Below are 24380 nucleotides of genomic sequence, written 5' to 3'. Positions count from 1 at the left end.
GTTCTCCTTGCCGGTTCAGGCCGGTGATCACCGGTCGATGTCGTTTCAGAAGTCATATTTCAGGCTGACCCAGTAGTAGCGACCGATCTCCACACCGCTCTGCCCCGAGGCGACGGTATGGGTGCGTTCATTGAACAGGTTGTTGATCTGTAATTGGGCGGTGAGCAACGTGGAGCGCGGCATCGGCTGGGCGTAGCTCAGACGCAGGTCGGTAATGAAGGTGACCGGCCTGCTTTCCCGCTCGTACACATCCAGGCTCTCGTACACCACCTCGCCGCCGGGCAACTCGATGCGATTCCCTTCCACCACCCGGCCGGTGCGGTTGATGATGGAATGGCGCCCCCGATAACGGGTGTTCAGGTCCACCATGACCCGTTCCCCCATGGGACGGGAAAGACTGAAGTTGGCCACCCAGGGACGGGAAAAATCCTCCCTCAGGATGTCCAGCTCGCCATAGCGGACACGCCTGCCCTGATAGAAGACGTACTCACCGGAACCGGTGGCATCCACCGGATCGTCATAGTCGGCATTGGAGGTCCTGGTTTCCGAGTAAGTCAGGTGCAGTCCCACCAGGGTCTGGCCGAACTCCCCGAACCAGGCCGTGGACAGCCCCCGGTAACGGCTGCGTCCTTCGTTGTTCATGATGTAGTAGCGGTAGCCATCGGGCTGGACAGCGGTGGTGGTGCGGGCAAATTCATCCCGGTTCTCCCGTTGCACCAGCTGCAGGTTGAACAGGCCACCCAACAGGACCTGCTGCACGCCGACCATGACTTCATCGCTGTAGGGAGTATTCAGATCATGGAAGACATAACGGAAGGTGCCCTCCCCCGAGTCCAGTTCCCAGTCCCGGACGATGTTCTGGGTGGTCCCCCGATACTCCCGATAGAAAGGTGCCCGGGCTTCCCGCAGCTTGTAGGTGAGCAGCGCCGCGCCGTAATAGCGGTTCACCCCGGCCCGAACCACGGTACGACCGTCTCCAAAGACATCCAGACTGCCCCGGGTGCGGTAGGCCACATCGTGATTGCCGAGAAAGTCGTCATGGTCGTAGCGCAGTCCGAAGGTGCCCGACAGACGCTGCCAGCCCAGGGTGGTCTCCGCGAAGAGGCCGGTTTCGTTGAGGGACACCTCCACGTCATCGGCGGGATGCACGTTGCGGGTGGAGAAATACTGTTCCCGCTGCAGACAGTCGTCACTGTTGCCACGGCACTGGACCTCGCTGTTCACCACGGGATTCTGGAAAATGTAAAGATCCTCGTCCCGCTGAAAACGGTAGCGCTGGTGGTTGACCTCGGCACCAAAACGATGACGGATCCGGATCTGGCCGACCTGTCCTCCCGGGGTCTGGGCCAGCCAGCGCCCCGACAGGCTGGCCTGCTCCTTGTCGAGATCACCAAAGCCCCCCTGGCGGCTGTTGCCCACATCCGCCCGGCGCCCCCAGTCCACACTGCGGGTATTGGCCCAGTTGAAGAAATCCTTGGGAGCAGAGCGGCTGTTTTCGCTGTAGTTCAGACCCACCCGGAACTGCTGGTCCAGGCGATCCCCGGCGTATTCCAGATTGCCGGTCATGCTGTAGCCACCGCCTTCGATGGTGAAATCGCTGTCCTTCACATCCGTGATAAAGCGCTCGTTCCGGTAAGGGGCATAGCCAAGACTGAAATCCAGCAATCCCCGGTCCCCCGCGGGCGTGGTCAGTTTCATCAGCAGATTCGTGTTTTCCTGCTCCTGGGAACGGCTGCGTCCCAGGGTCACCTCCGGGGTAGTGGATCGGGACTGATTGATACCCAGCACCAGCCCGGATGCCTCTCCCACTGGCGTGGAATAATTCAGTGCCAGACGATCCCGGCTGAACTCAGGGGCACCCGGCGGTTCCGGCGGCAAGGTGCCGGAATCCGGGTCCCAGTCCCGGGTAAAGGTGCGATAGCTCACCCAGTTGCTGCGGGTGGCGCTGTAGGAGACGCTGCCTTCCGGTGTCGAACCCGCACGCCGGGTCTCCACCTCCACCACACCTCCGGTAAAGCGGCTGTATTCCGCCGGGACGTTACTGTCGAACACCCGGATTTCACCGATCAGCGCACTGTCGATGAACTGGGACTGTTCATGGCCGGGAATATCGTCGATGGCATTGGGTGTATTGGCCGCGGGATCCAGACGATTGCTGATGCTCACCCCATCCAGCAGAAACTGGTTTTCATAAAACCGCCCGCCGGAGATGGAAAAGGATTCCGGCCTCAGGTCAAACAGGGATTCCGGCGTCAGCGCCGCCTCACCGAACTGGAGACCCGGCACCAGCCGGAGCACGCCGTCCACGCTGCCGTCGGCGCCCACGAAACGCTCGATATAACGGGCGTCGAAGCGATAGCGGCCGGCGGCGGTCGTTTCACCGCCCAGGGGGGTCCGGTCGGTGGGGCGCACTTCAATGGTATCCAGTCGGGCGTCGGCAGGCAGTATCACCACCGTTGCCTCCTCCGCCTGTACCAGGGTGGGCAATCCGGAAACCACCAGGGTCAGCATCCAGACCGTGCCGGGCTTGAAGCCGGCACGGCACATCGGGCATGGATCACAGCGGTTCGTCATGCGTCACAACCGGCGCAATAGGGGGTACGATCCTGGGTATCGGGGATGCCATCCCCGTCGATGTCGTCATCCAGGGACAGGGGGGACGCGGCACGATCCGCCGCGCTGCTGCCGGGACTGAAGAAGTCCGGACGCCCGTCGCCGTCAAAGTCGAAGCGAGCCAGGGCCGTGCCCGGGAAGTCATCGGCGGTGCTGATGCCGTTGGCAATATTCAGCAACTGCCGGTGACGCTCCGGCGCCGTCTCAATGCCCATGGCCACCATCCTGGCCGTCTCATACTGGCGGGCGGAGGCCAGCCAATTGACCACCGAGTTGATCTGGGTGGTGCGGTCGTTGGCGGCAAACAGAACGTCGATCATTGCCAGCGATCCCGGCCAGGTACCCGGCAGGGCATCATCCCCCGACGCCAGCATGCGTGCCCGTTCCCGGGCCATGGCCACCTGATGGCGCTGGGTCTCATCGGCCCAACCGGTCCGGGTGATGGTCTGGCGAAGATCCCCGGCGACCCGGACGTAGCTCTCCATCAGCGAGTCACGTCTTTGTCCGGTGCGGATAAAGGCCACCAGGTCCAGCGCCTGATTGATGGCGGCCTGATCGCTGGAGGAGGTTGCCACCTGGGTGAGCATCTCCACCGCCTCGTCCAGCGCCGACAGGGCTGCTTCGGGATCGCCACCGCTGCTGCGCAGCAGGGCCACTTCCATGAGATTACGGATGCGGGCCACCGGATTGCTCAACACGCTGCCCAGGGCATGGAGGCGATCAATCAGCTCTGCATCTCCCGCCATGTCCAGTTGCTGATAAGCCGCGGCCAGGGACCCGGCCACCCACAGCAAATCATCCGTTGTCATGCCTGCATCGTGAAGGACTGAGTCCACATGCCGACGGCAAGACCGCATGCGCTCAGAGGCCAGCGCCTGTTGATCCATGCGACCGAGGATCAACGCGGTCTTCCGGCACCCCTGGTCCAGAAAATTCCGCGCGGAGGTGAGTTGGCCGGTCAACTCATCCACAAACCGCTCGGACATGGCCAGTTCCCAGGCTGCGTCCATCACCTGCCTGGCTTCATCCAGAGCCCCTTGACGCCAGAGCAGCACGGCCAGATGAGGCGTGGCGACATCATTGGCTCCCGTACCCACCTGGGTCAATTGCGTGATGGCGGCCTGTACGGTGTCGGCCTGCGCCACCACCTGGTTGATGGCCCCTTCAACATCACCGCCGAGCGCACGATCAAGGGCCTGATAAAGCACCGCATTGTCCCGGGCCGAGTCGGCGTTGGACTCGTTGATCGGACGGACATGTTCCTCAATCCAGGCCAGATAGGTCTGGATGTCTCCCAGTTCGCCATGAATCGGCGCCATCCGAGGGCTCATGGTGGCACCATAGGTCAGATTGCAATCCGTGGTGGCCAGGTTCCGAAAATCATCGATGGCCTGCCGCATACCCGTGGTGCTACCCAGACGCCGATAGAAATCGGCGTAGGCCGTCACCATCAGGGTCTTCATGGCCTCGCAACGACCAGCCAGCGGCTGACGACCGGCCCCCAGGGTGGCCTCCCGGAAAAAATCCACCGCGTTCAGCGCATCGTTGAACGCCCTACCCGACAGACCCGTCGCTTCGGCCTCGTCCACGGCCGCCGAGGCACCATCTCTCAAGCTGACCATAATCCGGCCATAAGCGGTGGTATAGGGCTGACCCCGCTGGGATTCGATAAACTCCCGCACGGCCAGAAGCGCCACATCGGCATCTTCCCTGAATCCGGCGGTGAGCAGATCGCTGTTGAGGGACTGGAAGAACGCGGCGTCATCACCATCCAGATTGCTGATGCCCTTGCCTTCCCTCAAGGCGGTTTCGTAGGTCTGGCGTGAGGCATTCCAGTACACGCGGGCCGTTTCAAGATTGTTGGCCCCACTCAACGCCTGAGCCACCTGCCGTTGAGCCATGGCCCGCTCGGTGGGCTGGAAGATGGCGGCCCGCAGGGTCAGTTCGGCCTCATCCAGCAGTCCCGCCGCGGCGAGGTTGTAGGCGTTGGCCCGGAACATGGGATCCAGCACGCCGTCATCCAGTACCCCGTCGAACAGGCGTTCGGACAGGTAGGTGGGAGACAGATCGGAGCGGAAGAAGTAGGCGGCCCGGGCATCGTTGTCCATGCCCAGGGTCTCGCCGCCGGCCAGGGGAATGGTATGGTCGATCACCCGCAGGGCGGCCAGATCCCGGAGGATGACATCATGGCGGATGTCATTCAGGGGCAACTCAGCCGCCGGATCGCTCAGATCGTCGGGCATCTCATGCACCTGGAACACATAGCGGATGATGTTGAGCAGAGCCGGCCCCTCGGCGGGGACGCCTCGCTCCCCCATGCCTTCCCAGAGAGCATCGGACAACCTGTTCAGGTGATCGCCATGAATGGGCTGCCCCGCAATCTCGAAAAAGCGGGTCAGGCCATGGCCAAGGTTCTGCAGCGCCAGCGCACGGATCATCTCCTGGGCGGATGCCGCGGAATCCAGACTCAGCAGATGGTCGGCACGTTCGGCCACGGCCTCAAGCCTGTCACCCACTGGGCCGGACAGATCCAGGGCAAGGCGTCGGGCCGCCTGGTCCAGGCGGCCCGGGGCCATGCCGTCCATGGCATCGTCCAGCAGCTGCCACGGATCGGCCTGCCCTTCCAGTGCCACCAGGATTTCGGTCATCAGCAGGCTGGCCCGCTGGGCGGAGGCATCACTGGCCGGATCAGCCATGACCACCGCGGGATTCAGAGCCAGACGGGAGGCCACGGCGGACACGGCCTGGTCCCGACTCATGCCTCGCTCTCGCATGGACCGATCCACCAGCGTGGTCAATGGCGATACCAGCATGTCATCAACGGCACCCCCTTCAAGCGGCGCGCTCAACATCAAATTGCCGAGCACCTGGCCCGTCATCGTGTCGATCCCGCCCCGCGCCAGGATGCGACGCACCTCCCGGGCCAGATCTTCCGTCAGGGTCACACTGAAGCGGCCATCGCTGCCGGTGAGTTCCACGATGGACAGGGCATCGCCCTGGGCATTTACCAGCCTTACCGCGGCCCCCTCGATCGGTGGGTCCGTCACCAGGCCGGACAGATGCAGAGAAGTGTCTCCCTCCGAAGAGGACCCTCCTCCACCCGTGCAGGCGACGACAAGGAGAAGGGACATGAGAACGGCGGGCAGCCGCAAGGCCGAAGCAAAGACAGGAATCACCATGATCGGTCTCACAAAAAAATCAGATCGGGAATTTACAATAAAATACCAATGATAACCAATATCATTTCGATATATTTTCAAGCGCCATTTCTTCAGAGCGGATGATCCCATAGGGTATACACTAGGGTCGGAAGCATCGACGCCTCTTCCCGGCGACCTTTTCGGGCGATTGATGCGACGTTGGATCAAAGACTGGAGGCAGCATGAACCCCAATCACTCGGAGCCCCCCGCAAACCCGGCGTTCAACCTTTCTCTGCCGCCGGTGGCGGAGGTGGAAACGGAGATCAAACGGGAATCGGACCCTGAGCAGACCATCGACGATCCGGAACTCCTGCGCATTGCGGATACCTTCCTGGCGGAACTGCTGAAAGATCAGGGTCAGGCGGAGATTGACCCGCGCCAACGTCGGGCCGTGGACGAAATGGGGCTGGACATACAGCGTCAGGCGGCCCATCGCAGCAAGCTGCTGCAGACCCCCATCCGCAAACTGGCCCACCAGGGGGATGAGGGCGGGCCGGTGGCCCGTTCCCTCATCGAGCTGCGCACCCGGATGCAGGATCTGGATCCGCGCCATCACAATCTAAGCCGTGAAGGGCTCAGTCGCATTCTGGCCCTGATCCCCGGGGTCGGCACGCCCCTGCAGCGTTATTTCCACAAATTCGAGACCGCCCAGGAAGCCCTGGACGCGATCATCAAGGATCTGGAAGCGGGCAAGGACATGCTGCACCGGGACAATCTCACCCTGAGCGATGACCAGCAGTCCCTGCGGGAGAGTCTGGTTCAGCTCCAGCGACAGATTGCCCTGGGGCGGATCATTGACCGCAAGCTGGCCGGCGAGGCCGCCGCCCTGCCCCAGGATGCTTCAAAGCGCCGGTTCCTGGAGGAGGAACTGCTGTTCCCTCTGCGCCAGCGGCTCGTCGACCTGCAGCAGCAACTGGCCGTCAGTCAGCAGGGCATCCTCGCCCTGGAGGTGGTGATCCGCAATAACCGGGAACTGATGCGGGGTGTTGACCGGGCCATCAATGTGACCGTCTCGGCCCTGAATGTGGCGGTGACGGTGGCCCTGGCCCTGGCCAATCAGCGGCTGGTGCTGGATCGGGTCGAGGCCCTCAATACCACCACCTCCAACCTCATTGCCGGTACCGCCGAAGCCCTGCGAACCCAGGGGGTGGAGATCCAGAATCGGGCCGCCTCCACGGTATTGGACATGGAGCAGCTCGAATCCGCTTTTGCCAATGTCATCGGCGCCATCGACGAAGTCTCCCGTTATCGTCGCGAGGTCCTGCCCAGGCTGGATGCCCAGATTGACCGTCTGGAGGCGCTGGCGGCCCAAGGGGATGCGGCGATCCGTCGCATGGACAAGGGCGATGGGATCGAGATGGACAAGGTGGTGGCCCGCCAGGGTGCAAATGATATCCCTTAGACTAAGTTTCCCTCCCTTCTGATCCGGAACACCCATGCCCCCAAACCCGACCTCCGACCTGCCTGTCCACCACGCGGTGATCGCCTACTTCTGGGCACCCTGGCATCTGCGCCGGATGCCGGGGACCACGCCGGAAGACCGGATGGCTCGGGCGATCTGGTGCCGTGACCACTGCGCCACCCTGGCGGGACGCTGGCTCCTGCTGGGCTTTGCCCTGTGGATGATCCAGATTTCTCCGCTGGGCTTTGTGTTCGTGATCGGGGGCTGGCCGGTGTTGGGCCTGCTGTTCCCGGTCACCTTCATGGTGGGCATCGCCCACCTGGTCGCCCAACTGGTGGCCCAGAAGAAGGCCGGACCGCCGAAGATCGATCCGCCGGTGGATCGGGACGAAGACTGAGACACCCAGCCTCCGGGTCCGGCCGCGCCCTACCGGGTGCGCCAGGTCTGGAATGACGGATATTCCTCATAACCCCGGGTGAGCACGTATTCCAGCACCGCCTGCAGCCGATGCAGGCGGATCACAGAATCCACCCGCAGGATCTCCTCTCCCAGTTCATCGAAGAACACCAGGGTGGGGGCGTAGAACAGATCCATCTCCTCGGCCCACTGCCGGGCCGTCAGGCGTCGGCCGTCCGGCGTCACCACCGGGGTATCGGACCACATGTCCAGTTGCACCACATCGAACAGGGACAAAAGGTCCAGCACCTCGGGATCCCCCAGCGGCTCGGTATGCAGCACGTCGCAGGCGTGGCACTCGCCCTGCTCGAAAAACACCACCAGGGGGCGCTCGGCCGCCACCTGCGAGCGGTCCAGCCGATGGGGAGGTGGACGGAAAAAGTCCCGATGATTGAGGTCATCGGCGTCAAAGCGCGGCGGTGGATCGGCTCGGGCCAGGTAATCTCGGAAGCTCTCGCGCTGGTAGTGGGCGTCGGCCACGTATTCCAGCGCGGCACGGAAACGGTAGGGAGAGTGATAGCCCCGCAGGATGAAGACGGGCTCTCCTTCCAGGTCATGGAACAGGAAGGATGGGGTGAAGTTCAGGCGCTGCCCGACGGCGAACTCCCGTTCCGTGAGTGAGCGGCCTTCCAGGGTGGTCATGGTGCGACTGCCCAACACATCCAGGGCCACCACCAGAAAATGCCTGCGGGTGTATTCGACGATGTCCGGCTGCTGGAAATTGACCTGGAACAGGGCCTCGCAGTAAGGACAGTCGTCCATGCCCAGATAGACCACCAGCCCGCGCTTGCCCTCATCGCGGGCGGTCTGAAGGTCCTCGCCCAGATCCAGGAAAGACAGATGGAACCAGTCCGGTGCCTGCAGACCGATGAGCCTGGGGCGATCATCGATCGGCGGCTGGTCATCGGCGCAGACGGAACCGGACAGGATCAGGACCAGCCATCCGAGAATCAGTCGGACAAGGCGGGATGACAGTCTCGGCACGGTTCAACCTCCTGCGGGATCAGGCCCCGGGATCAAGCACCGTCATGCCGCCCATATAGGGCTGCAGGGCCGACGGGATGTGAATGCGGCCCTGGGCATCCTGACCATTCTCCACCAGGGCCACCAGGGTGCGGCCCACGGCCAGCCCCGAACCATTGAGGGTATGCAGCAGTTCCGGCTTGCCCGTCTCGGGGTTGCGGCAACGGGCCATCATGCGCCGGGCCTGGAAATCCTCGAAGTTGGAGCAGGAGGAGATCTCCCGGTAGCAGTTCTGGGCCGGCAGCCATACCTCGATGTCATAGGTCTTGGCCGCCGAGAACCCCATGTCCCCGGTGCACAGGGCCATGACCCGGTAAGGCAGCTCCAGCCGCTGCAGGATCGACTCCGCATGGCCGGTCAGCGCCTCCAGGGCATCCCAGGACTCGCCGGGACGCACCAGCTGCACCAGCTCCACCTTCTCGAACTGGTGCTGGCGGATCAGACCCCGGGTGTCCTTGCCGTAGGAGCCGGCCTCGGAACGGAAACAGGGGGTGTGACAGACAAACCGGGCCGGCATGGCATCGGCCTCCAGAATGCTGTCCCGGGCCAGGTTGGTCACCGGCACTTCCGCCGTCGGGATCAGGTAGTAGCCGGGATCGCCCCCCATGTGGAACAGATCGGCCTCGAACTTGGGCAACTGACCGGTCCCCCGCAGGCTGTCCGCGTTCACCAGATAGGGCACATAGACCTCCTGGTAGCCATGCTCCCGGGTATGCACGTCCAACATGAACTGAATCAGGGCCCGGTGCAGGCGGGCCATGGGGCCGCGCAGTACCGCAAAACGACTGCCGCTGAGCTTGGCGGCGGCCTCGAAATCCATCCAGCCGTGGGGGGCGCCCAGATCCACATGGTCCAGGGGCGTGAAGTCCAAACGACGGGGTTCGCCCCAGCGGCGCACTTCCTGATTCTGGGCCTCATCCCGTCCCACCGGCACGGATTCATGGGGCAGGTTGGGAATCCCCAGCATGAAGTCGGACAGGGACTGCTGCAGCTCGGCCAGACGGGCCTCGCAGGCCTTGAGTTCATCCCCCAGTCGCCCCACTTCCGCCTTCAGGGGCTCGATATCCTCACCCCGGGCCTTGGCCTGGCCGATGGTCTTGGATCGGGTGTTGCGCTCGTTCTGCAGTTCCTGGGTCCGCACCTGCAGGGCCTTGCGCTCGGACTCCATGTGGTTGAAGGCCTCCACATCCAGGGTGAAGCCCCGGGTGGCCAGGCGGGCAGCAACGGTGTCCAGGTCGGTACGGAGGGTCTTGGGATCGAGCATGGGGTCTGGGTCCGGGATTGAATGGACGGTTTGTTGTAGTCCCGGCGATGGTAGCACAGGGCCAGGACCGGTGATTGACCCGGGTGGCGCGCCGGGTAGACACTCGGACCTCAATGCCCGGCAAGCGCAAGGAGTCCCCATGGCCGACCATGATCCCAGCCGCGATCCGCTCTATCCCGACCCACGGCGACAGGTTTCCCCACAGGAGCGGGACGCCCTGATCGCGGCCCTGGATCAGGTGCTGCCCACGGACGCCCTGCTCCATCACGAGGAAGACCTGCGGCCCTACGAGTGCGACGGTCTGTCCGCCTATCGGCGCCTGCCCCTGGCGGTCATCCTGCCCCATGACCTGGCGCAGGCCCGGGCCGCCCTCGGCATCTGTCGGGAGCGGGGCATCCCGGTGACGGCCCGGGGCGCCGGCACCGGCCTGTCCGGCGGCGCCCTGCCCTTTCCCGACGGCGTGCTGCTGAGCCTGGCCCGCTTCAACCGTATCCTGGAACTGGACCCGGTCCGACGCATGGCCCGGGTTCAGCCCGGGGTCCGTAATCTGGCCATTTCCGAGGCCGCGGCCCCCCATGGTCTCTACTACGCCCCCGACCCCTCTTCCCAGATCGCCTGCTCCATCGGCGGCAACGTGGCGGAGAACTCCGGCGGGGTGCACTGTCTGAAATACGGCCTGACGGTCCACAATGTGCTGGCCGTGCAGATGCTGACCATTGAGGGTGAACTGCTCACCCTGGGCGGCGAGGCCCTGGACAGCCCGGGCTATGACCTGCTGGCCCTGATCCACGGCTCCGAGGGCATGCTCGGCATCATCACCGAAGTCACGGTCAGGCTGCTGCCCAAGCCGGAACGGGCGCAGGTGCTGATGGCGGCATTCGACGACGCCCAGACCGCCGGCGAGGCGGTGGCCGGGCTGATCGGGGCCGGCATTATCCCCGGCGGCCTGGAAATGATGGACAACGACGCCATCCGCGCGGCGGAGGATTTCGTGCATGCGGGCTATCCGGTGGACGCCGCCGCCATCCTGCTCTGTGAACTGGACGGCACCGAGGCGGAGGTCTCCGAGCAGGTGATGCAGGTGCGCAACCTGCTGCTGGACAGTGGCGCCACCGAGGTGCGCACGGCCCGGGACGAGCAGGAACGCATGCGCTTCTGGGCCGGTCGCAAGGCCGCCTTCCCGGCGGTGGGCAGGATCTCGCCGGATTACTACTGCATGGACGGCACCATCCCCCGGCGTCATCTGGGCCGGGTGCTGGGCGGCATCGCCGAGTTGTCCCGCGCCTACGGACTGCGGGTGGCCAACGTCTTTCATGCCGGTGACGGCAATCTGCATCCGCTGATCCTGTTCGATGCCAACGTGCCCGGCGAGCTGGAAAAGGCCGAGGAACTGGGCGGTCAGATCCTGGAATTGTGCGTGGAGGTAGGCGGCACCATCACGGGAGAGCACGGGGTGGGCATCGAAAAGATCAATCAGATGTGCGTGCAGTTCCAGCCGGCGGAGCTGACCCAGTTTCATGGGGTCAAGGCAGCCTTCGACCCGGAAGGCCTGCTCAACCCGGGCAAGGCGGTGCCCACCCTGCATCGCTGCGCCGAATTCGGTGCCATGCACGTGCATCGCGGACAGCTCCCCTTTCCCGATCTACCGCGGTTCTAAGGCACCGTCCAGGGAGCCAGGCGGCCGCGCACGGGAAAACCGTTATCAATCGCCCGACGCCCTGTGCTGGCGGTCGGGAATTTTTGCTTCCGAATCACCCAGGGAAAATGCTGACCAAATCCACCACCGTCACTCCCGCGACAGCGGGAGTCGATGATTTTCAGCCTGTTACCGGATTCCCACTGGTGTGGAGATGACCGATTCAGCACATTCCGACTGACTCAAAACATTCCAAAGGAATGACCTTAGTCCGGAATCCTCATCAGGATTGTTGACACTTTTCAAAAATCCTCTAAGGTCATGCCCTGATCGGATAACCACAAGCACCTCGACCGAGGGTGCGGATACCACGATGCCGCGCAGACGCAGGCAGCACTACCCCCGCCTGGGGCACTAACAAGCAGGAGCGAGTCATGGGTTATGCAGAGGTTTATGCACGCGCAGTGAACGATCCCGAAGGCTTCTGGGCCGAGGCCGCCCAGGCACTCACCTGGTCCCGGCCCTTCGAGAAGGTACTGGACGACAGTGCCGCCCCCTTCTACCGCTGGTTCGCGGGCGGGGAACTCAACACCTGTTACAACGCCGTGGACCGGCATGTGGAAAACGGCCGCGGCGAGCAGACGGCCATCATCTACGACAGCCCGGTCACGGACACCAAGCGCCGCATCAGCTTCCGTGAACTGCAGGACCAGGTGGCCCGTTTCGCCGGCGCCCTGGCCGACATGGGCGTCACCAAAGGTGACCGGGTCATCATCTACATGCCCATGGTGCCCGAGGCCCTGGTGGCCATGCTGGGCTGCGCTCGCCTGGGGGCGATTCACTCCGTGGTGTTCGGCGGCTTCTCCGCCCGCGAACTGGCCACCCGCATCGATGACGCCACCCCCAAGGTGGTGGTGGCCGCCTCCTGCGGCATCGAGCCTTCCCGGGTGGTGAAGTACAAGCCCCTGCTGGATCAGGCCTTCGACATGGCCACCCACAAGCCCGAGCGCACCCTGATCCTGCAACGCCCCCAATCCCCCTGCGACCTGATCCCGGGACGGGACGTGGACTGGACCGCGGCCATGGCCGCCGCGGTACCCCATGACTGCGTCCCCGTGTCCGCCACCGATCCCATCTACATCCTGTATACCTCCGGCACCACCGGCAAGCCCAAGGGCGTGGTCCGTCACAACGGCGGTCATGCGGTGGCCCTGAACTGGAGCATGAAACACATCTACGGCATGGCGCCCGGCGAGGTGTTCTGGGCGGCCTCCGACGTGGGCTGGGTGGTGGGACATTCCTACATCGTCTACGGCCCCCTGCTCTACGGCTGCACCACGGTGGTCTATGAAGGCAAGCCCGTGGGCACCCCGGACCCCGGTGCCTTCTGGCGGGTGATCGAGGAATACAAGGTGTCGGTGATGTTCACCGCCCCCACCGCCTTCCGCGCCATCAAGAAGGAAGACCCGGGCGCCGAACATCTCAAGCGGTACAACCTGGATCAGTTCCGCGCCCTGTTCCTGGCCGGTGAGCGTTGCGATCCGGATACCCTGGAATGGGCGCAGAAGATCCTGCAGCGTCCGGCCATCGACCACTGGTGGCAGACCGAGACCGGCTGGGCCATCGCCGGCAACTTCCTGGGCATCGAACAGCTGCCCATCAAGCCCGGCACCGCCGGCAAGCCGACCCCGGGCTACAACGTGCAGATCCTGGATGACAACGGCAAACCGGTGCCCGCCGGAGAAATGGGCCGGATCATGGTCAAGCTGCCCCTGCCCCCGGCCTGCCTGCCCACCCTGTGGAACAACGACGAGCGCTTCAAGGAGTCCTATCTGAGCGCCGAACCCGGCTACTACCTCACCGGTGACTCGGGCTACATGGATGAGGACGGCTTCCTGTACGTGATGGGCCGTATCGACGACACCATCAACGTGGCTGGACATCGCCTGTCCACCGGCGCCATGGAAGAGGTGCTGGCCTCCCATCCGGCGGTGGCGGAGTGCGCGGTCATCGCCGTGGCCGACGAGCTCAAGGGCTCCCTGCCCATGGGTCTGGTGGTGATGAAGTCGGGCGTGAACATGGATGCCGACACCCTGAGCAAGGAGCTGGTGAGTCTGGTGCGGGAGAAGATCGGACCGGTGGCCGCCTTCAAGCTGGTGGCCGTGGTCAGCCGCCTGCCCAAGACCCGTTCCGGCAAGATCCTGCGGGCCATCATGCGCAAGATCGCCGACAACGAGGCCTATCAGGCCCCGGCCACCATCGATGACCCGGCGATCCTGGACGAGATCCGGGACAGCCTGAACCGGATAGGGTACGCGGAGGCTCGGGAAACGGCCTGAGGCCGAACGACGCCCTTCTCCCCTGCCCGGGGAGAAGGGCGTTTGGCCCCGACAAACAGGGAAACCCGGGGATTGTCACCAGAAATACCACTTTATCTCCAGGAAAAGGCCTGATACCCTAATATTGTCAACAATCGGACGACATATGCCAGATCTCAACGACCAACTCGGGCAACAGGGTGTCACCTTGGCGGATCGGGTCTTTGCGCGCCTGCGCCAGGCCATCGTCGAGGGTGAGATCCCTTCGGGCACCAAGATCAGCGAACCGGAACTGGCCAGTGAATACGGCATCAGCCGCGGCCCCCTCAGGGATGCCATCGGGCGCCTGGAGGCCTGTCACCTGGTGGAGCGTCGTCCCAACGTGGGTGCCCGGGTGGTCTCCCTCACCCAGGAAGATCTGCTGGAACTCTATCTACTGCGCGAGGCCCTGGAAGGCATGGCCGCCCGCCTGGCTGCGGAACGCATGTCCGGCCGCGACATCGACGAGTTGCGCAAGCTGCTCAAGCAGCACCAGGAACGGGCGGAACTGCAGGAAGGCATCGCCTATTTCCAGACCGAGGGCGATCTGGACTTTCATTACCGCATCATCAAGGCCAGCGGCAATGTCCGCCTGATCAAGCTGCTGTGCGACGACCTGTACCACCTGATGCGCATGTACCGCTTCCAGTTCGGTATGGCCAGCTCCCGGGCCCTGATCGCCTTCCGGGAACATGGTCACATCGTCGAGGCCATTGCCGACCGGGACCCGGAAATGGCGGAACTCATCATGCGCCGCCATATCCGCAGTTCACGGATCAACGTGGAACTGCTGTTTGACGAGAAGGCCCCCAAGGGAGCCAGGGCCACCCCGGCCATTCGCTCCGCCAGTGCCGCCAACGGCGCCGGCGCGGCCCCGCCGCTCTGACCACCACGCATCATCCCCTCAATATAAGGAGATCCAATGACCGAGCCATCCACGCCAGGCGCGCGCCTGCGTCGCGCCGTTGAAGAAGAGCACCCGCTGCAGGTGGTGGGCACCATCAATGCCTATCACGCGATGATGGCCGAACACGTGGGCTACCGGGCACTGTACCTGTCCGGCGGCGGTGTCGCCGCCGGTTCCCTGGCCCTGCCGGACCTGGGCATCAGCACCCTGCACGACGTGCTGGAAGACGTACGCCGCATCACCTACGTGACCGATGTTCCCCTGCTGGTGGATGCGGATACCGGCTTCGGACCCAGCGCCTTCAACATCGGTCGCACGGTCAAGGAACTGATCCGCGCCGGGGCCGCCGGCTGCCACATCGAGGATCAGGTCCAGGCCAAGCGCTGCGGTCATCGCCCCGGTAAGGCCATCGTCACCAAGGACGAAATGGTGGACCGCATCAAGGCCGCCACCGATGCCCGTGACCGGGATTTCGTCATCATGGCCCGTACCGACGCCCTGGCCGTGGAAGGCATGGACTCCGCCATCGAACGGGCCGTGGCCTGTGTCGAGGCCGGTGCCGACATGATCTTCCCCGAAGCCATGAACACCCTGGAACAGTACCAACAGTTCGTGGATGCCGTCGGCGTCCCGGTGCTGGCCAACATCACCGAGTTCGGCAGTACCCCCCTGTTCACCACGGAAGAGCTCAAGGGCGTGGGCGTGAGTCTGGTGCTCTACCCCCTGTCCGCGTTCCGCGCCATGAACAAGGCGGCCCTGAACGTGTTCGAAGCCATCCGCCGCGACGGTACCCAGCAGGGTGTCATCGACACCATGCAGACCCGCATGGAGCTCTACGAGCACCTGGGCTACCACGCTTACGAAGAAAAACTGGACCAGCTATACCGCAAAGGCGGCTAAGACGGAGAATGACGAAAATGACCGAGACCGAAATCGCCAAGCCCAAGCCGAAGAAATCGGTAGCCCTGTCGGGCACGGCTGCTGGCAATACCGCCATCTGCACCGTGGGCCGCACCGGCAACGACCTGCACTACCGGGGCTATGACATCCTGGACTTTGCCGATGAAGCGGAGTTTGAGGAAATCGCTCACCTGCTGATCCACGGCACCCTGCCCAACGCCGCCGAACTGGCCCGCTACAAGGCCCGTCTGAAGTCCATGCGCGGCCTGCCCGCCGCCCTGCAGACCGCCCTGGAGCAGATTCCGCCCTCCGCCCACCCGATGGACGTGATGCGCACCGCCGTGTCCATGCTGGGTACCCTGGAGCCGGAAAAGGAAGACATGAACGTGGCCGGCGCCCGTCTGATTGCCGATCGCCTGGTGGCTTGCCTGGGTTCCGCCCTGCTCTACTGGTACCACTTTGCCCATAACGGCCGCTGCATCGACGTGGAAACCGACGACGACAGCGTGGGCGGTCACTTCCTGCACCTGATGCACGGCAGCACCCCGCCGGAAGCCTGGGTGCGAGCCATGCACACCTCCCTGAACCTGTATGCGGAGCACGAGTTCAACGCCTCCACCTTCACCGCCCGTGTGGTGGCAGGCACCAACTCCGACATCTACTCCGCCATCACCGGCGCCATCGGTGCCCTGCGGGGTCCCAAGCACGGCGGCGCCAACGAAGTGGCCTGCGACATCCAGCAGCGTTACCACAACGCCGACGAGGCCGAGGCTGACATCCGCGAGCGCGTCGCCCGCAAGGAGATCGTGATCGGCTTCGGCCACCCGGTCTATACCCTCAGCGACCCGCGCAACAAGGTCATCAAGGACGTGGCCCGTCGCCTGTCCGAGCAGGAAGGCTCCATGCGCATGTATGACGTGGCCGATCGCCTGGAGACGGTGATGTGGGAACTGAAGAAGATGTTCCCCAACCTGGACTGGTTCTCCGCCGTGTCCTACCACATGATGGGCATCCCCACCGCCCTGTTCACGCCGATCTTCGTCATTGCCCGCACCACCGGCTGGGCGGCTCACGTGATCGAGCAGCGTCAGGACGGCAAGATCATCCGCCCCAGCGCCAACTATGTGGGTCCGGAAAACCAGTCCTGGGTACCGATGGACCAGCGGGCCTGAATCTGACGGTCTGATGTCTGGCAAAGCCCCTCTTTCCCGGATGGAAAGAGGGGCTTTTTTGTCATCCCCCCTGTTTTCTGTAACCTGGGAACACCCTCTCAATCACTTGAGGAATCCATTGATGAATCAACCCCATTTCCAGGATCTGGACCACGGCATCACTCTGATCGATGCCCAGGTGGTGCGTCACGGCCTGGCCGCCAGCTATCTGATCGTGGAGAACGGTCGCGCCGCCTTCGTGGAGACGGGCACATCCCACTCCGTGCCGGTGCTGCTTGAGGTGCTGGAACACAAGGGTCTGTCCCGGGAACAGGTGGACTACGTCATCCCCACCCATGTGCATCTGGACCATGCCGGTGGCGCCGGGACCCTGATGGCCCAGCTTCCCAATGCCAGACTGGTGATCCATCCCCGGGGCGCCCGGCACATGATCGATCCCTCCAGGCTCATTGCCGGTGCCACGGCGGTGTACGGTGAAGCGGTCATGGCACGGGATTTCGGCACCATCCTGCCGATCCCCGAAGACCGGGTGATTCAGGCCGGCGACGGTGACAGTGTGTCCCTTGGCGGCCGGGAACTGGTGTTTCTGGACACCCCGGGGCATGCCCTGCATCACTTCTGCGTGGTGGACGAGAAGGGCCGGGGCATCTACACCGGTGACACCTTCGGCATTGCCTACCGGGAGTTGGATACCGAACGGGGGGCCTTTGTGTACCCCACCACCACGCCGGTGCAGTTCGATCCCGAGGCCCTGCATGCCTCGGTGGACCGGCTGGTGGCCCAGGGGCTGGATTACATGTACCTGACCCATTTCGGCCGGGTGGGCGGCGAGTCGCTGGGCCGCTTGCAGACCGAGCAGCATGAGATGATCGAGGAATTTCTGGCCCTGGGGCGTGCCCACCGGCGGGACGGCGAAGGCCGGCACCAAGCCCTGTGCGATGGCATGATGGCCCTGTTCGTGAAACGACTGGCCGCCCATGGCTGTCGGTTGCCGGAATCCAGGATTCGGGAACTGCTGACGATGGACGTGGAACTGAACGTGCAGGGGCTGGAGGTGTGGCTGGACAAGCAGCCGGCGGGATAGGCCGCCGCGATGAGCCCCTCTCCCGCAGGGGGAGAGGGGTTGGGGCGAGGGGAATCAGGACTACCGCGGACCCTTCGCCTTAGCCTCGATGCGACGGCGGTGCAGGACCGGCTCGGTATAGCCGTTGGGCTGCTCCCGGCCACGGAACACCAGGTCACAGGCGGCCTGGAAGGCCACGGAAGCCTCGAAGTCCGGAGCCATGGGATGGTAGGACGGATCGCCGGCATTCTGCTCGTCCACCACGCCGGCCATGCGTTTCATGGTCTCCATCACCTGGGCTTCGGAGCAGATGCCGTGATGCAGCCAGTTGGCAATGTGCTGACTGGAAATACGCAGCGTGGCCCGGTCTTCCATCAGACCCACATTGTTGATGTCCGGCACCTTGGAACAGCCGATGCCCTGATCGATCCAGCGGACCACGTATCCCAGGATGCCCTGGGCATTGTTGTCCAGTTCCTGCTGGATCTCCTCGGCCGTCCAGGTCGGACTGGCCTCCACCGGAATGGCGAGGATGTCGTCCAGGGCGGCGCGGCGCCGGCCCGCCAGGGATGCCTGCACCTCGGCCACGTTCACCTGATGATAATGCAGGGCGTGCAGGGTGGCCGCCGTGGGGGACGGGACCCAGGCGGTATTGGCACCGGCCTTGGGATGGGCCACTTTCTGCTGCAGCATCTGCGCCATCAGATCCGGCATGGCCCACATGCCCTTGCCGATTTGAGCACGGCCCTTGAGGCCGCAGGCCAGACCCACGTCCACGTTCCAGTCCTCGTAGGCGGACAGCCAGCGGGCCGCCTTCATGGCCCCCTTGCGCATCATGGGGCCGGCTTCCATGGAGGTGTGCATTTCGTCACCGGTACGGTCCAGGAACCCGGTATTGATGAAGACGATCCGCTCCTTCACGGCGCGGATGCAGGCCTTGAGGTTCACCGTGGTGCGGCGCTCCTCGTCCATCACGCCCATCTTCAGGGTGTTGCGCTTCATGCCCAGGGCATCTTCCACCCGGGCAAAGAGCTGCTCGGCAAACGCCACTTCCTCCGGGCCGTGCATCTTGGGCTTGACGATGTAGACCGAGCCGCAGCGGGAGTTGTGCAGACCGTCGCCGCGCTTGAGATCGTGCAGGGCGATCAGGCTGGTGATCATGCCGTCCAGGATGCCCTCGGGCACCGGATTGCCGTCCTGATCCAGCACGGCGTCGATGGTCATCAGGTGACCCACGTTGCGCACGAACATCAGGGACCGCCCCGGCAAGGTCAGGCTGCCGCCCTGGGGACGGACATATTCCCGATCCGGATTCATGCGACGGACCACTTCCCGGCCGGCCTTGTGGAAGCCGGCGGTCAGGTCGCCCTTCATCAGGCCCAGCCAGTTGCGATAGACCACCACCTTGTCCTCGGCATCCACCGCGGCCACGGAGTCCTCGCAGTCCATGATGGTGGTGAGGGCCGACTCCATGAGCAGGTCCTTGATGCCGGCGCTGTCGGTCTTGCCGACGGTGCTGGAGGGGTCAAACTGGATCTCGAAGTGCAGACCGTTGTGGGCCACAAGGATGGCCTTGGGGGCGCCGGCATCGCCCTGGTAGCCCTTGAACTGTTCCGGATCCTTGAGTTCACTCAGGCTGCCGTCGGCCAGGGTGACCTGCAGTACACCCTGCACCACCGCGTACCCCCGGGATCCCACATGACTGCCGCGGGCCAGGGGGGCCGCCTGGTCGAGGAATTCACGGGCAAAGGCGATGACCTTTTCGCCACGCCGGGGATTGTAGCTGCTCCCGCGTTCGCAGCCGTCCTCTTCGCTCAGGGCGTCGGTGCCGTAGAGGGCATCATAGAGGCTGCCCCAACGGGCATTGGCGGCATTGAGGGCGTAACGGGCGTTCATCACCGGCACCACCAGCTGCGGTCCGGCCTGGCGCGCGATCTCCGGGTCCACCTGTTCGGTACCGACCTGGAAATCGTCCCCTTCCGGCTGCAGATAGCCGATTTCGGTCAGGAATGCCTTGTAGGCGGCCATGTCCACCGCGCCGGGATGCTGGCGATGCCAGACATCGATACGGGCCTGGAGATCATCCCGTTTGGCCAGCAGTTCGCGGTTTCTGGGCGCCAGGTCGTGAATGATGGCATCCAGGCCGTTCCAGAAGGCGTCGGCGGCCACGCCCGTGCCGGGCAGTGCCTCGTCGTTGATGAAGTCGTGCAGCTCCCGGGCAACCCGCAGGCGGCCCGCCGAGACGTAATCATTCATGAAAGCTGTCCTCTGCTCGAAATTCAGGAGGGTGGGTCGTAACACCCCACGCAACTCGACTACTGGATCACCACCAGCGAGCCGTCGGGCATCAAATCGTACAGTTCTATCACATCCCGGTTGGTCATGCGCACACAGCCCTCGGAAGCCGGGCGCCCGATCAGGCCCTCTTCGTCGGTGCCGTGGATATAGATGAAGCGGGAGAAGGAATCGATCCCCTCCCCCCGGTTGATGCCGTACTCCAGCCCTTCCAGCCACAGGATGCGGGTGGTGATGTTGTCTTCCGGAGTACGCCGGGGTTCGGTGACGATATCGGCAATCCTGCCGGTATCCACCCGACCGCGGAACACGGTGCCCAACGGGGCCTCGTCACCGATCTTCTGGCTGATCCGATGCACGCCCAGGGGTGTTCGATAACTACCCGCCTGATTGCCGATGCCGTGACGGGAGGTGGACACCGGGAACTCCCGTTTCACCCGACCGTCCCTGACCACATAAAGCCGCTGGGTGTCCACGCGGACGATGGCCACCGGGTCCGCCATGAAGTACTGGGGAAAGTCCGACTCCAGCCGCTCCATGACGGGCTGGTACCAGGGCAGCACGATGGTGTCATCGTCATGCACCGGATCGGTCTCCTCCAGTACCCAGGCCCCCACCGAACTCAGGGGGAACAGGCATACGCAGATCCAGCACGCCAGGGCCAGACACAGACGCCTCACGTCAGGCGTTGTTGTGGAGGTCCAGATTGGCGTATTCGCGGTCCTTTTTCCGTTTGGCCAGATCATTGCGGCGTTGTTCCAGGTGTGTCAGGTAGTCGGGGCTGACCCGGGTGACGTATTCACCCGTGAATACGGAGCAGTCGAACCGCTCCAGCCGTGGGTTGCCCTTGCGCACGGCGCCCATCAGGTCTTCCAGATCCTGATAGATCAGGCGATCGGCCGCAATAGCCTCGCAGACCTCCGCTTCGGTGCGCCCATGGGCGATCAGTTCCTGGGCGGCGGGCATGTCGATGCCGTAGACGTTGGGATAGCGCACCGGCGGAGCCGCGGAAGCGAAATAGACCTTCCGTGCACCGGCCTCGCGGGCCATCATGACGATCTCCCGCGAGGTGGTACCGCGCACGATGGAGTCATCCACCAGCAGCACGTTCTTGCCCTTGAACTCCAGACCGATGGCATTGAGCTTCTGGCGCACCGACTTTCTGCGCTGGGTCTGACCCGGCATGATGAAGGTGCGACCGATGTAGCGATTCTTGATGAATCCCTCCCGGTATTTCACGTTCAGCTCGTGGGCCATCTCGATGGCCACGGTACGGCCGGTATCCGGGATGGGGATGATCACGTCGATGTCGTGATCCGGCCATTCCCGCAGAATCTTCTTGCCCAGGCGCGTGCCCATGCGCATGCGGGCGCGATGCACCACCACGTCGTCCATCACCGAGTCGGGACGGGCAAAGTAGACGTACTCGAAGATACAGGGGGAAAGGACGGGGTTTTCCACGCACTGCTGCAGATGCACCGTGCCGTCCATCTCGATGTAGATGGCCTCGCCCGGCGCCAGATCCCGCACCAGCTCGAAGCCCAGGGTATCCAGGGCCACGCTCTCGGAGGCCACCATGTATTCCGTGCCCTCTTCGGTTTCCCGCCGGCCGTAGACCACCGGCCGGATGCCGTGGGGATCACGAAAGCCCAGGATGCCGCGACCGCAGAACATGGCCACCACCCCGTAGGCCCCCTGACAGCGCCGGTGCACACCGCTCACCGCCCGGAACAGGGCCTCGGGGGTGAGGGACAGGCCATCCTGACGGATCAGTTCCTGGGCCAGGATGTTGAGCAGGATCTCGGAATCGGATTCCGTATTGATGTGGCGCCGGTCCTGCAGGAACAGCTCGCGCTTGAGTTCGGCGGCATTGGTGAGGTTGCCGTTATGCCCCAGGGTGATGCCGTAGGGAGAGTTCACATAGAAGGGCTGGGCTTCGGCCGAGGAAGCACTGCCGGCGGTGGGATAGCGCACATGGCCGATGCCCATGTTGCCGGTGAGACTGCGCATGTGCTGTTGGTTGAACACATCGCGCACCAAGCCGTTGTCCTTGCGCAGATGAAGATGCCCATCCTCGTCGCAGGTCACGATACCGGCGGCATCCTGACCGCGATGCTGCAATACCAGGAGGGCGTCGTACAGCGCCTGGTTGACGGGGCTGCGACCGACAATTCCGACTATCCCGCACATGGGGTGTGCCTCTTTGGTGATTCTGGGAAGACAGGAGCCCGATCAGGCCCCGAAAGAAAAGTGAGACGCCAGATCCGGTGGCAGATAATCGCGCAACCACAGGGCGATGCGCTCGAAATGGGGAACCAGGAGGCTGTCCTGCCACCAGGGTTCCTGCGGAATCACCGTCAGGCCCATGAGCAGGATCACCACGGCCACGATCAGGCCGCCGCGGGCCAGGCCGAACACCGCACCGATGCTGCGGTCCGTCCCCGACAGGCCCGTCTTCTTGACCAGCTGACCCGCCAGAACATTGACGATCCCGCCCATCAGCAAGGTGACGATGAACAGGATGGCAAAGGCAATACCCAGCTTGAGGGTGGGGTCTTCCAGACCGAAGGGCAGATGCTCGGCAGCCACCCCCGAATACGCCAGGGCGATCCAGAAGGCCAGAATCCAGGTAGCCAGGGAGATGGCTTCCTTGACGAAGCCACGGAACAGGCTGATCACCGTGGAAACGGCCACGATGCCCAGAATGACGAAGTCGATCCAGATCATGTTCATGCAGATGAAAGTGTCGTGACGCGGAGTGTAACAGAGATTGGGGCGTTCATCGGCAACCGGGAAACGAGCCGTCAGGGATGGCTGACCACGATGCCTCTGAGGGACTGCTCATCCTGGAGCCGGGTCTGCAGGGTCTGAGCGGCATGACGCTCCAGCTCCGGGCCCACCTTCACCCGATACAGGACCCGACCATCGGCGCTGGTGCGCTCCACAAAGGCCGGGAATCCGGCGCGACGCAGCCGATCGGCTTCTCCCCGTGCGTTGGCCTCCTGACCGAAACTGCCCACCTGAACCACCCAGCCGCCGGCAACCGGTGTGCCGGGCTCGGGGGTTCGGGCTACCGGCGGGCTGCGAGGTTCCGCGGGCGGCGGTGGCGCCGGTGCCGCCTCGGGCACGGCCCGGGCCTGCGGGCGGGGCTGGGGCGGCGATGTCGAAGGCATCGGGGATTCCCGCACGACCGACGGTGGCGGCGCCGCGGTCTGCGGTGCCGGCGCCAGGCGCTGCTCCTGGATCGGTGCCGGGACGGGGCGTTCGAAAACCGGTTCCGGCGGCACCGGTTCGGACAGGCTCAGGCGCGCCTCCCGTCCGGCACCATCCAGCAGCATGGGAAGGAAAATGACGGCCAGTGCCACCAGCACGGCAGCCCCGACAAGGCGTTGTTTCAATGGTGTTTCCACGGCTTGGACGTCCTCGGGCGGCAAGTATAAACCATTCCCCGCCCCAAGACCCGCCCCGGCTTCAATCCCCTTCATCGAATTCCCGCTTGCCCAGCCTCAGGTGCATGAGCACGCCGGCGCGTCCCCGGGCATCCTCATGGCGATCCATACCGTAGGGCATGAAGCCTTTTTCGTAGCACATGAGCAGGGCCGGAACGTCCTCTGTGGCCACCTGCACGTGCATCTCCCGGCAACGGGCATCCCGGAAGGCACGTCCCATGAGGTGATCCAGCAGATGGGAACCGATCCCCCGCCCCCGCAGATCAGGACGCACCACCAGATGGCTCACGAAGCCCGCCCCACCCGGCTCCAGGGAGTGCAGGACGCCGAAGGCCACCACCGCCCCCCGGTATTCCACCACTTCGGCATGGGCACTGCCGGCAATCACTGTTCGCAGCCATTCCGGTGATACCGGATGGGCCGCACCGGGGAAGACCCAGTCCGCCTCGCGGGCGTCCGCCGGCAACTGACTGATGACATCCAGATCCGCCGCCTCGGCGGCACGGATGACAAGACGCGATGGATCGTACTTCACGTTCGATAAAACCTCTTTGGATCGCACTGACAGCCTCCCGAGTCCCGATCCGGAACCGCCACCGGCGGCATGGATCCTTCGGACGGCATGGTAGACTGCCCCATTCA

18 protein-coding genes are annotated in these 24380 nt (G+C 64.1%); 8 read left to right on the top strand and 10 right to left on the bottom strand.

Annotation, left to right across the window (positions count from 1 at the left end; translation table 11 throughout):
- Positions 1-45: 45 nt before the first annotated feature.
- Together LQD11_RS02510 and LQD11_RS02505 are read right to left on the bottom strand one after the other, a co-directional pair.
- A complete protein-coding gene (locus LQD11_RS02510; protein WP_238616122.1) occupies positions 46-2574 on the bottom strand; it encodes a TonB-dependent receptor plug domain-containing protein in 2529 nt (842 codons plus the stop codon).
- Positions 2571-5744, bottom strand: a complete 3174-nt coding sequence (locus tag LQD11_RS02505) for a hypothetical protein (RefSeq protein ID WP_238616121.1) — start codon at positions 5742-5744, stop codon at positions 2571-2573. Before LQD11_RS02505 ends, LQD11_RS02510 begins: the two co-directional genes overlap by 4 nt.
- 251 nt (positions 5745-5995) lie before the next feature.
- Here LQD11_RS02505 and LQD11_RS02500 point away from each other — a divergent pair, with 251 nt between their 5' ends.
- Together LQD11_RS02500 and LQD11_RS02495 are read left to right on the top strand one after the other, a co-directional pair.
- Positions 5996-7216 (top strand): toxic anion resistance protein, encoded by a 1221-nt coding sequence (locus tag LQD11_RS02500; RefSeq protein ID WP_238616120.1) that lies wholly within the window; start codon positions 5996-5998, stop codon positions 7214-7216.
- A 34-nt stretch (positions 7217-7250) separates the two neighbouring features.
- Positions 7251-7613 (top strand): hypothetical protein, encoded by a 363-nt coding sequence (locus tag LQD11_RS02495; protein ID WP_238616119.1) that lies wholly within the window; start codon positions 7251-7253, stop codon positions 7611-7613.
- 29 nt (positions 7614-7642) lie between these two features.
- Here the strand turns inward: LQD11_RS02495 and LQD11_RS02490 are convergent, their stop codons facing one another.
- Together LQD11_RS02490 and serS are read right to left on the bottom strand one after the other, a co-directional pair.
- On the bottom strand, positions 7643-8611 hold the full coding sequence (locus LQD11_RS02490; RefSeq protein WP_420828244.1) for a thioredoxin family protein: 969 nt from the start codon (positions 8609-8611) through the stop codon (positions 7643-7645).
- A 64-nt stretch (positions 8612-8675) separates the two neighbouring features.
- The gene (serS, locus tag LQD11_RS02485) at positions 8676-9959 is read right to left on the bottom strand and encodes a serine--tRNA ligase (RefSeq protein WP_238616118.1); all 1284 of its coding nucleotides are present in this window, start codon (positions 9957-9959) and stop codon (positions 8676-8678) included.
- 139 nt (positions 9960-10098) lie between these two features.
- Between serS and LQD11_RS02480 the strand changes: the two genes are divergently transcribed.
- The 6 genes from LQD11_RS02480 (at position 10099) to LQD11_RS02455 (ending at position 18015) form a co-directional block, all read left to right on the top strand.
- On the top strand, positions 10099-11616 hold the full coding sequence (locus LQD11_RS02480; RefSeq protein ID WP_238616117.1) for an FAD-linked oxidase C-terminal domain-containing protein: 1518 nt from the start codon (positions 10099-10101) through the stop codon (positions 11614-11616).
- Between the two features lie 338 nt (positions 11617-11954).
- Complete coding sequence (locus LQD11_RS02475) at positions 11955-13934, top strand: propionyl-CoA synthetase (RefSeq protein ID WP_338081462.1); 1980 nt, start codon at positions 11955-11957, stop codon at positions 13932-13934.
- A 145-nt stretch (positions 13935-14079) separates the two neighbouring features.
- A complete protein-coding gene (locus LQD11_RS02470; protein WP_238616115.1) occupies positions 14080-14838 on the top strand; it encodes a GntR family transcriptional regulator in 759 nt (252 codons plus the stop codon).
- Between the two features lie 36 nt (positions 14839-14874).
- Positions 14875-15759 (top strand): methylisocitrate lyase, encoded by an 885-nt coding sequence (prpB, locus tag LQD11_RS02465; protein WP_238616114.1) that lies wholly within the window; start codon positions 14875-14877, stop codon positions 15757-15759.
- A gap of 17 nt (positions 15760-15776) precedes the next feature.
- Complete coding sequence (prpC, locus tag LQD11_RS02460) at positions 15777-16931, top strand: bifunctional 2-methylcitrate synthase/citrate synthase (protein WP_238616113.1); 1155 nt, start codon at positions 15777-15779, stop codon at positions 16929-16931.
- Positions 16932-17052: 121 nt separating this feature from the next.
- Positions 17053-18015: an MBL fold metallo-hydrolase gene (locus LQD11_RS02455; protein WP_238616112.1), complete on the top strand. Its 963-nt coding sequence runs from the start codon at positions 17053-17055 to the stop codon at positions 18013-18015.
- A 60-nt stretch (positions 18016-18075) separates the two neighbouring features.
- Here LQD11_RS02455 and LQD11_RS02450 read toward each other — a convergent pair whose 3' ends face one another.
- The 6 genes from LQD11_RS02450 to LQD11_RS02425 form a co-directional block, all read right to left on the bottom strand.
- On the bottom strand, positions 18076-20250 hold the full coding sequence (locus LQD11_RS02450) for a malate synthase G (protein ID WP_238616111.1): 2175 nt from the start codon (positions 20248-20250) through the stop codon (positions 18076-18078).
- A 59-nt stretch (positions 20251-20309) separates the two neighbouring features.
- Entirely contained in the window at positions 20310-20828 is a 519-nt protein-coding gene (locus LQD11_RS02445; protein WP_141565268.1) for a L,D-transpeptidase, read from the bottom strand.
- Positions 20829-20970: 142 nt separating this feature from the next.
- Positions 20971-22479 (bottom strand): amidophosphoribosyltransferase, encoded by a 1509-nt coding sequence (purF, locus tag LQD11_RS02440; RefSeq protein ID WP_238616110.1) that lies wholly within the window; start codon positions 22477-22479, stop codon positions 20971-20973.
- Between the two features lie 42 nt (positions 22480-22521).
- Positions 22522-23016, bottom strand: a complete 495-nt coding sequence (locus LQD11_RS02435) for a CvpA family protein (RefSeq protein ID WP_008931669.1) — start codon at positions 23014-23016, stop codon at positions 22522-22524.
- A 77-nt stretch (positions 23017-23093) separates the two neighbouring features.
- Positions 23094-23687, bottom strand: a complete 594-nt coding sequence (locus LQD11_RS02430; RefSeq protein WP_238616108.1) for an SPOR domain-containing protein — start codon at positions 23685-23687, stop codon at positions 23094-23096.
- A gap of 73 nt (positions 23688-23760) precedes the next feature.
- Positions 23761-24273 (bottom strand): GNAT family N-acetyltransferase, encoded by a 513-nt coding sequence (locus LQD11_RS02425; RefSeq protein ID WP_238616107.1) that lies wholly within the window; start codon positions 24271-24273, stop codon positions 23761-23763.
- Positions 24274-24380 lie beyond the last annotated feature (107 nt).

The organism is Ectothiorhodospira shaposhnikovii (assembly GCF_022227765.1).
Classification (GTDB): domain Bacteria; phylum Pseudomonadota; class Gammaproteobacteria; order Ectothiorhodospirales; family Ectothiorhodospiraceae; genus Ectothiorhodospira.
Note: the sequence above shows the minus strand (reverse complement) of the source record. Positions and strands in the feature narration are given on the sequence as shown.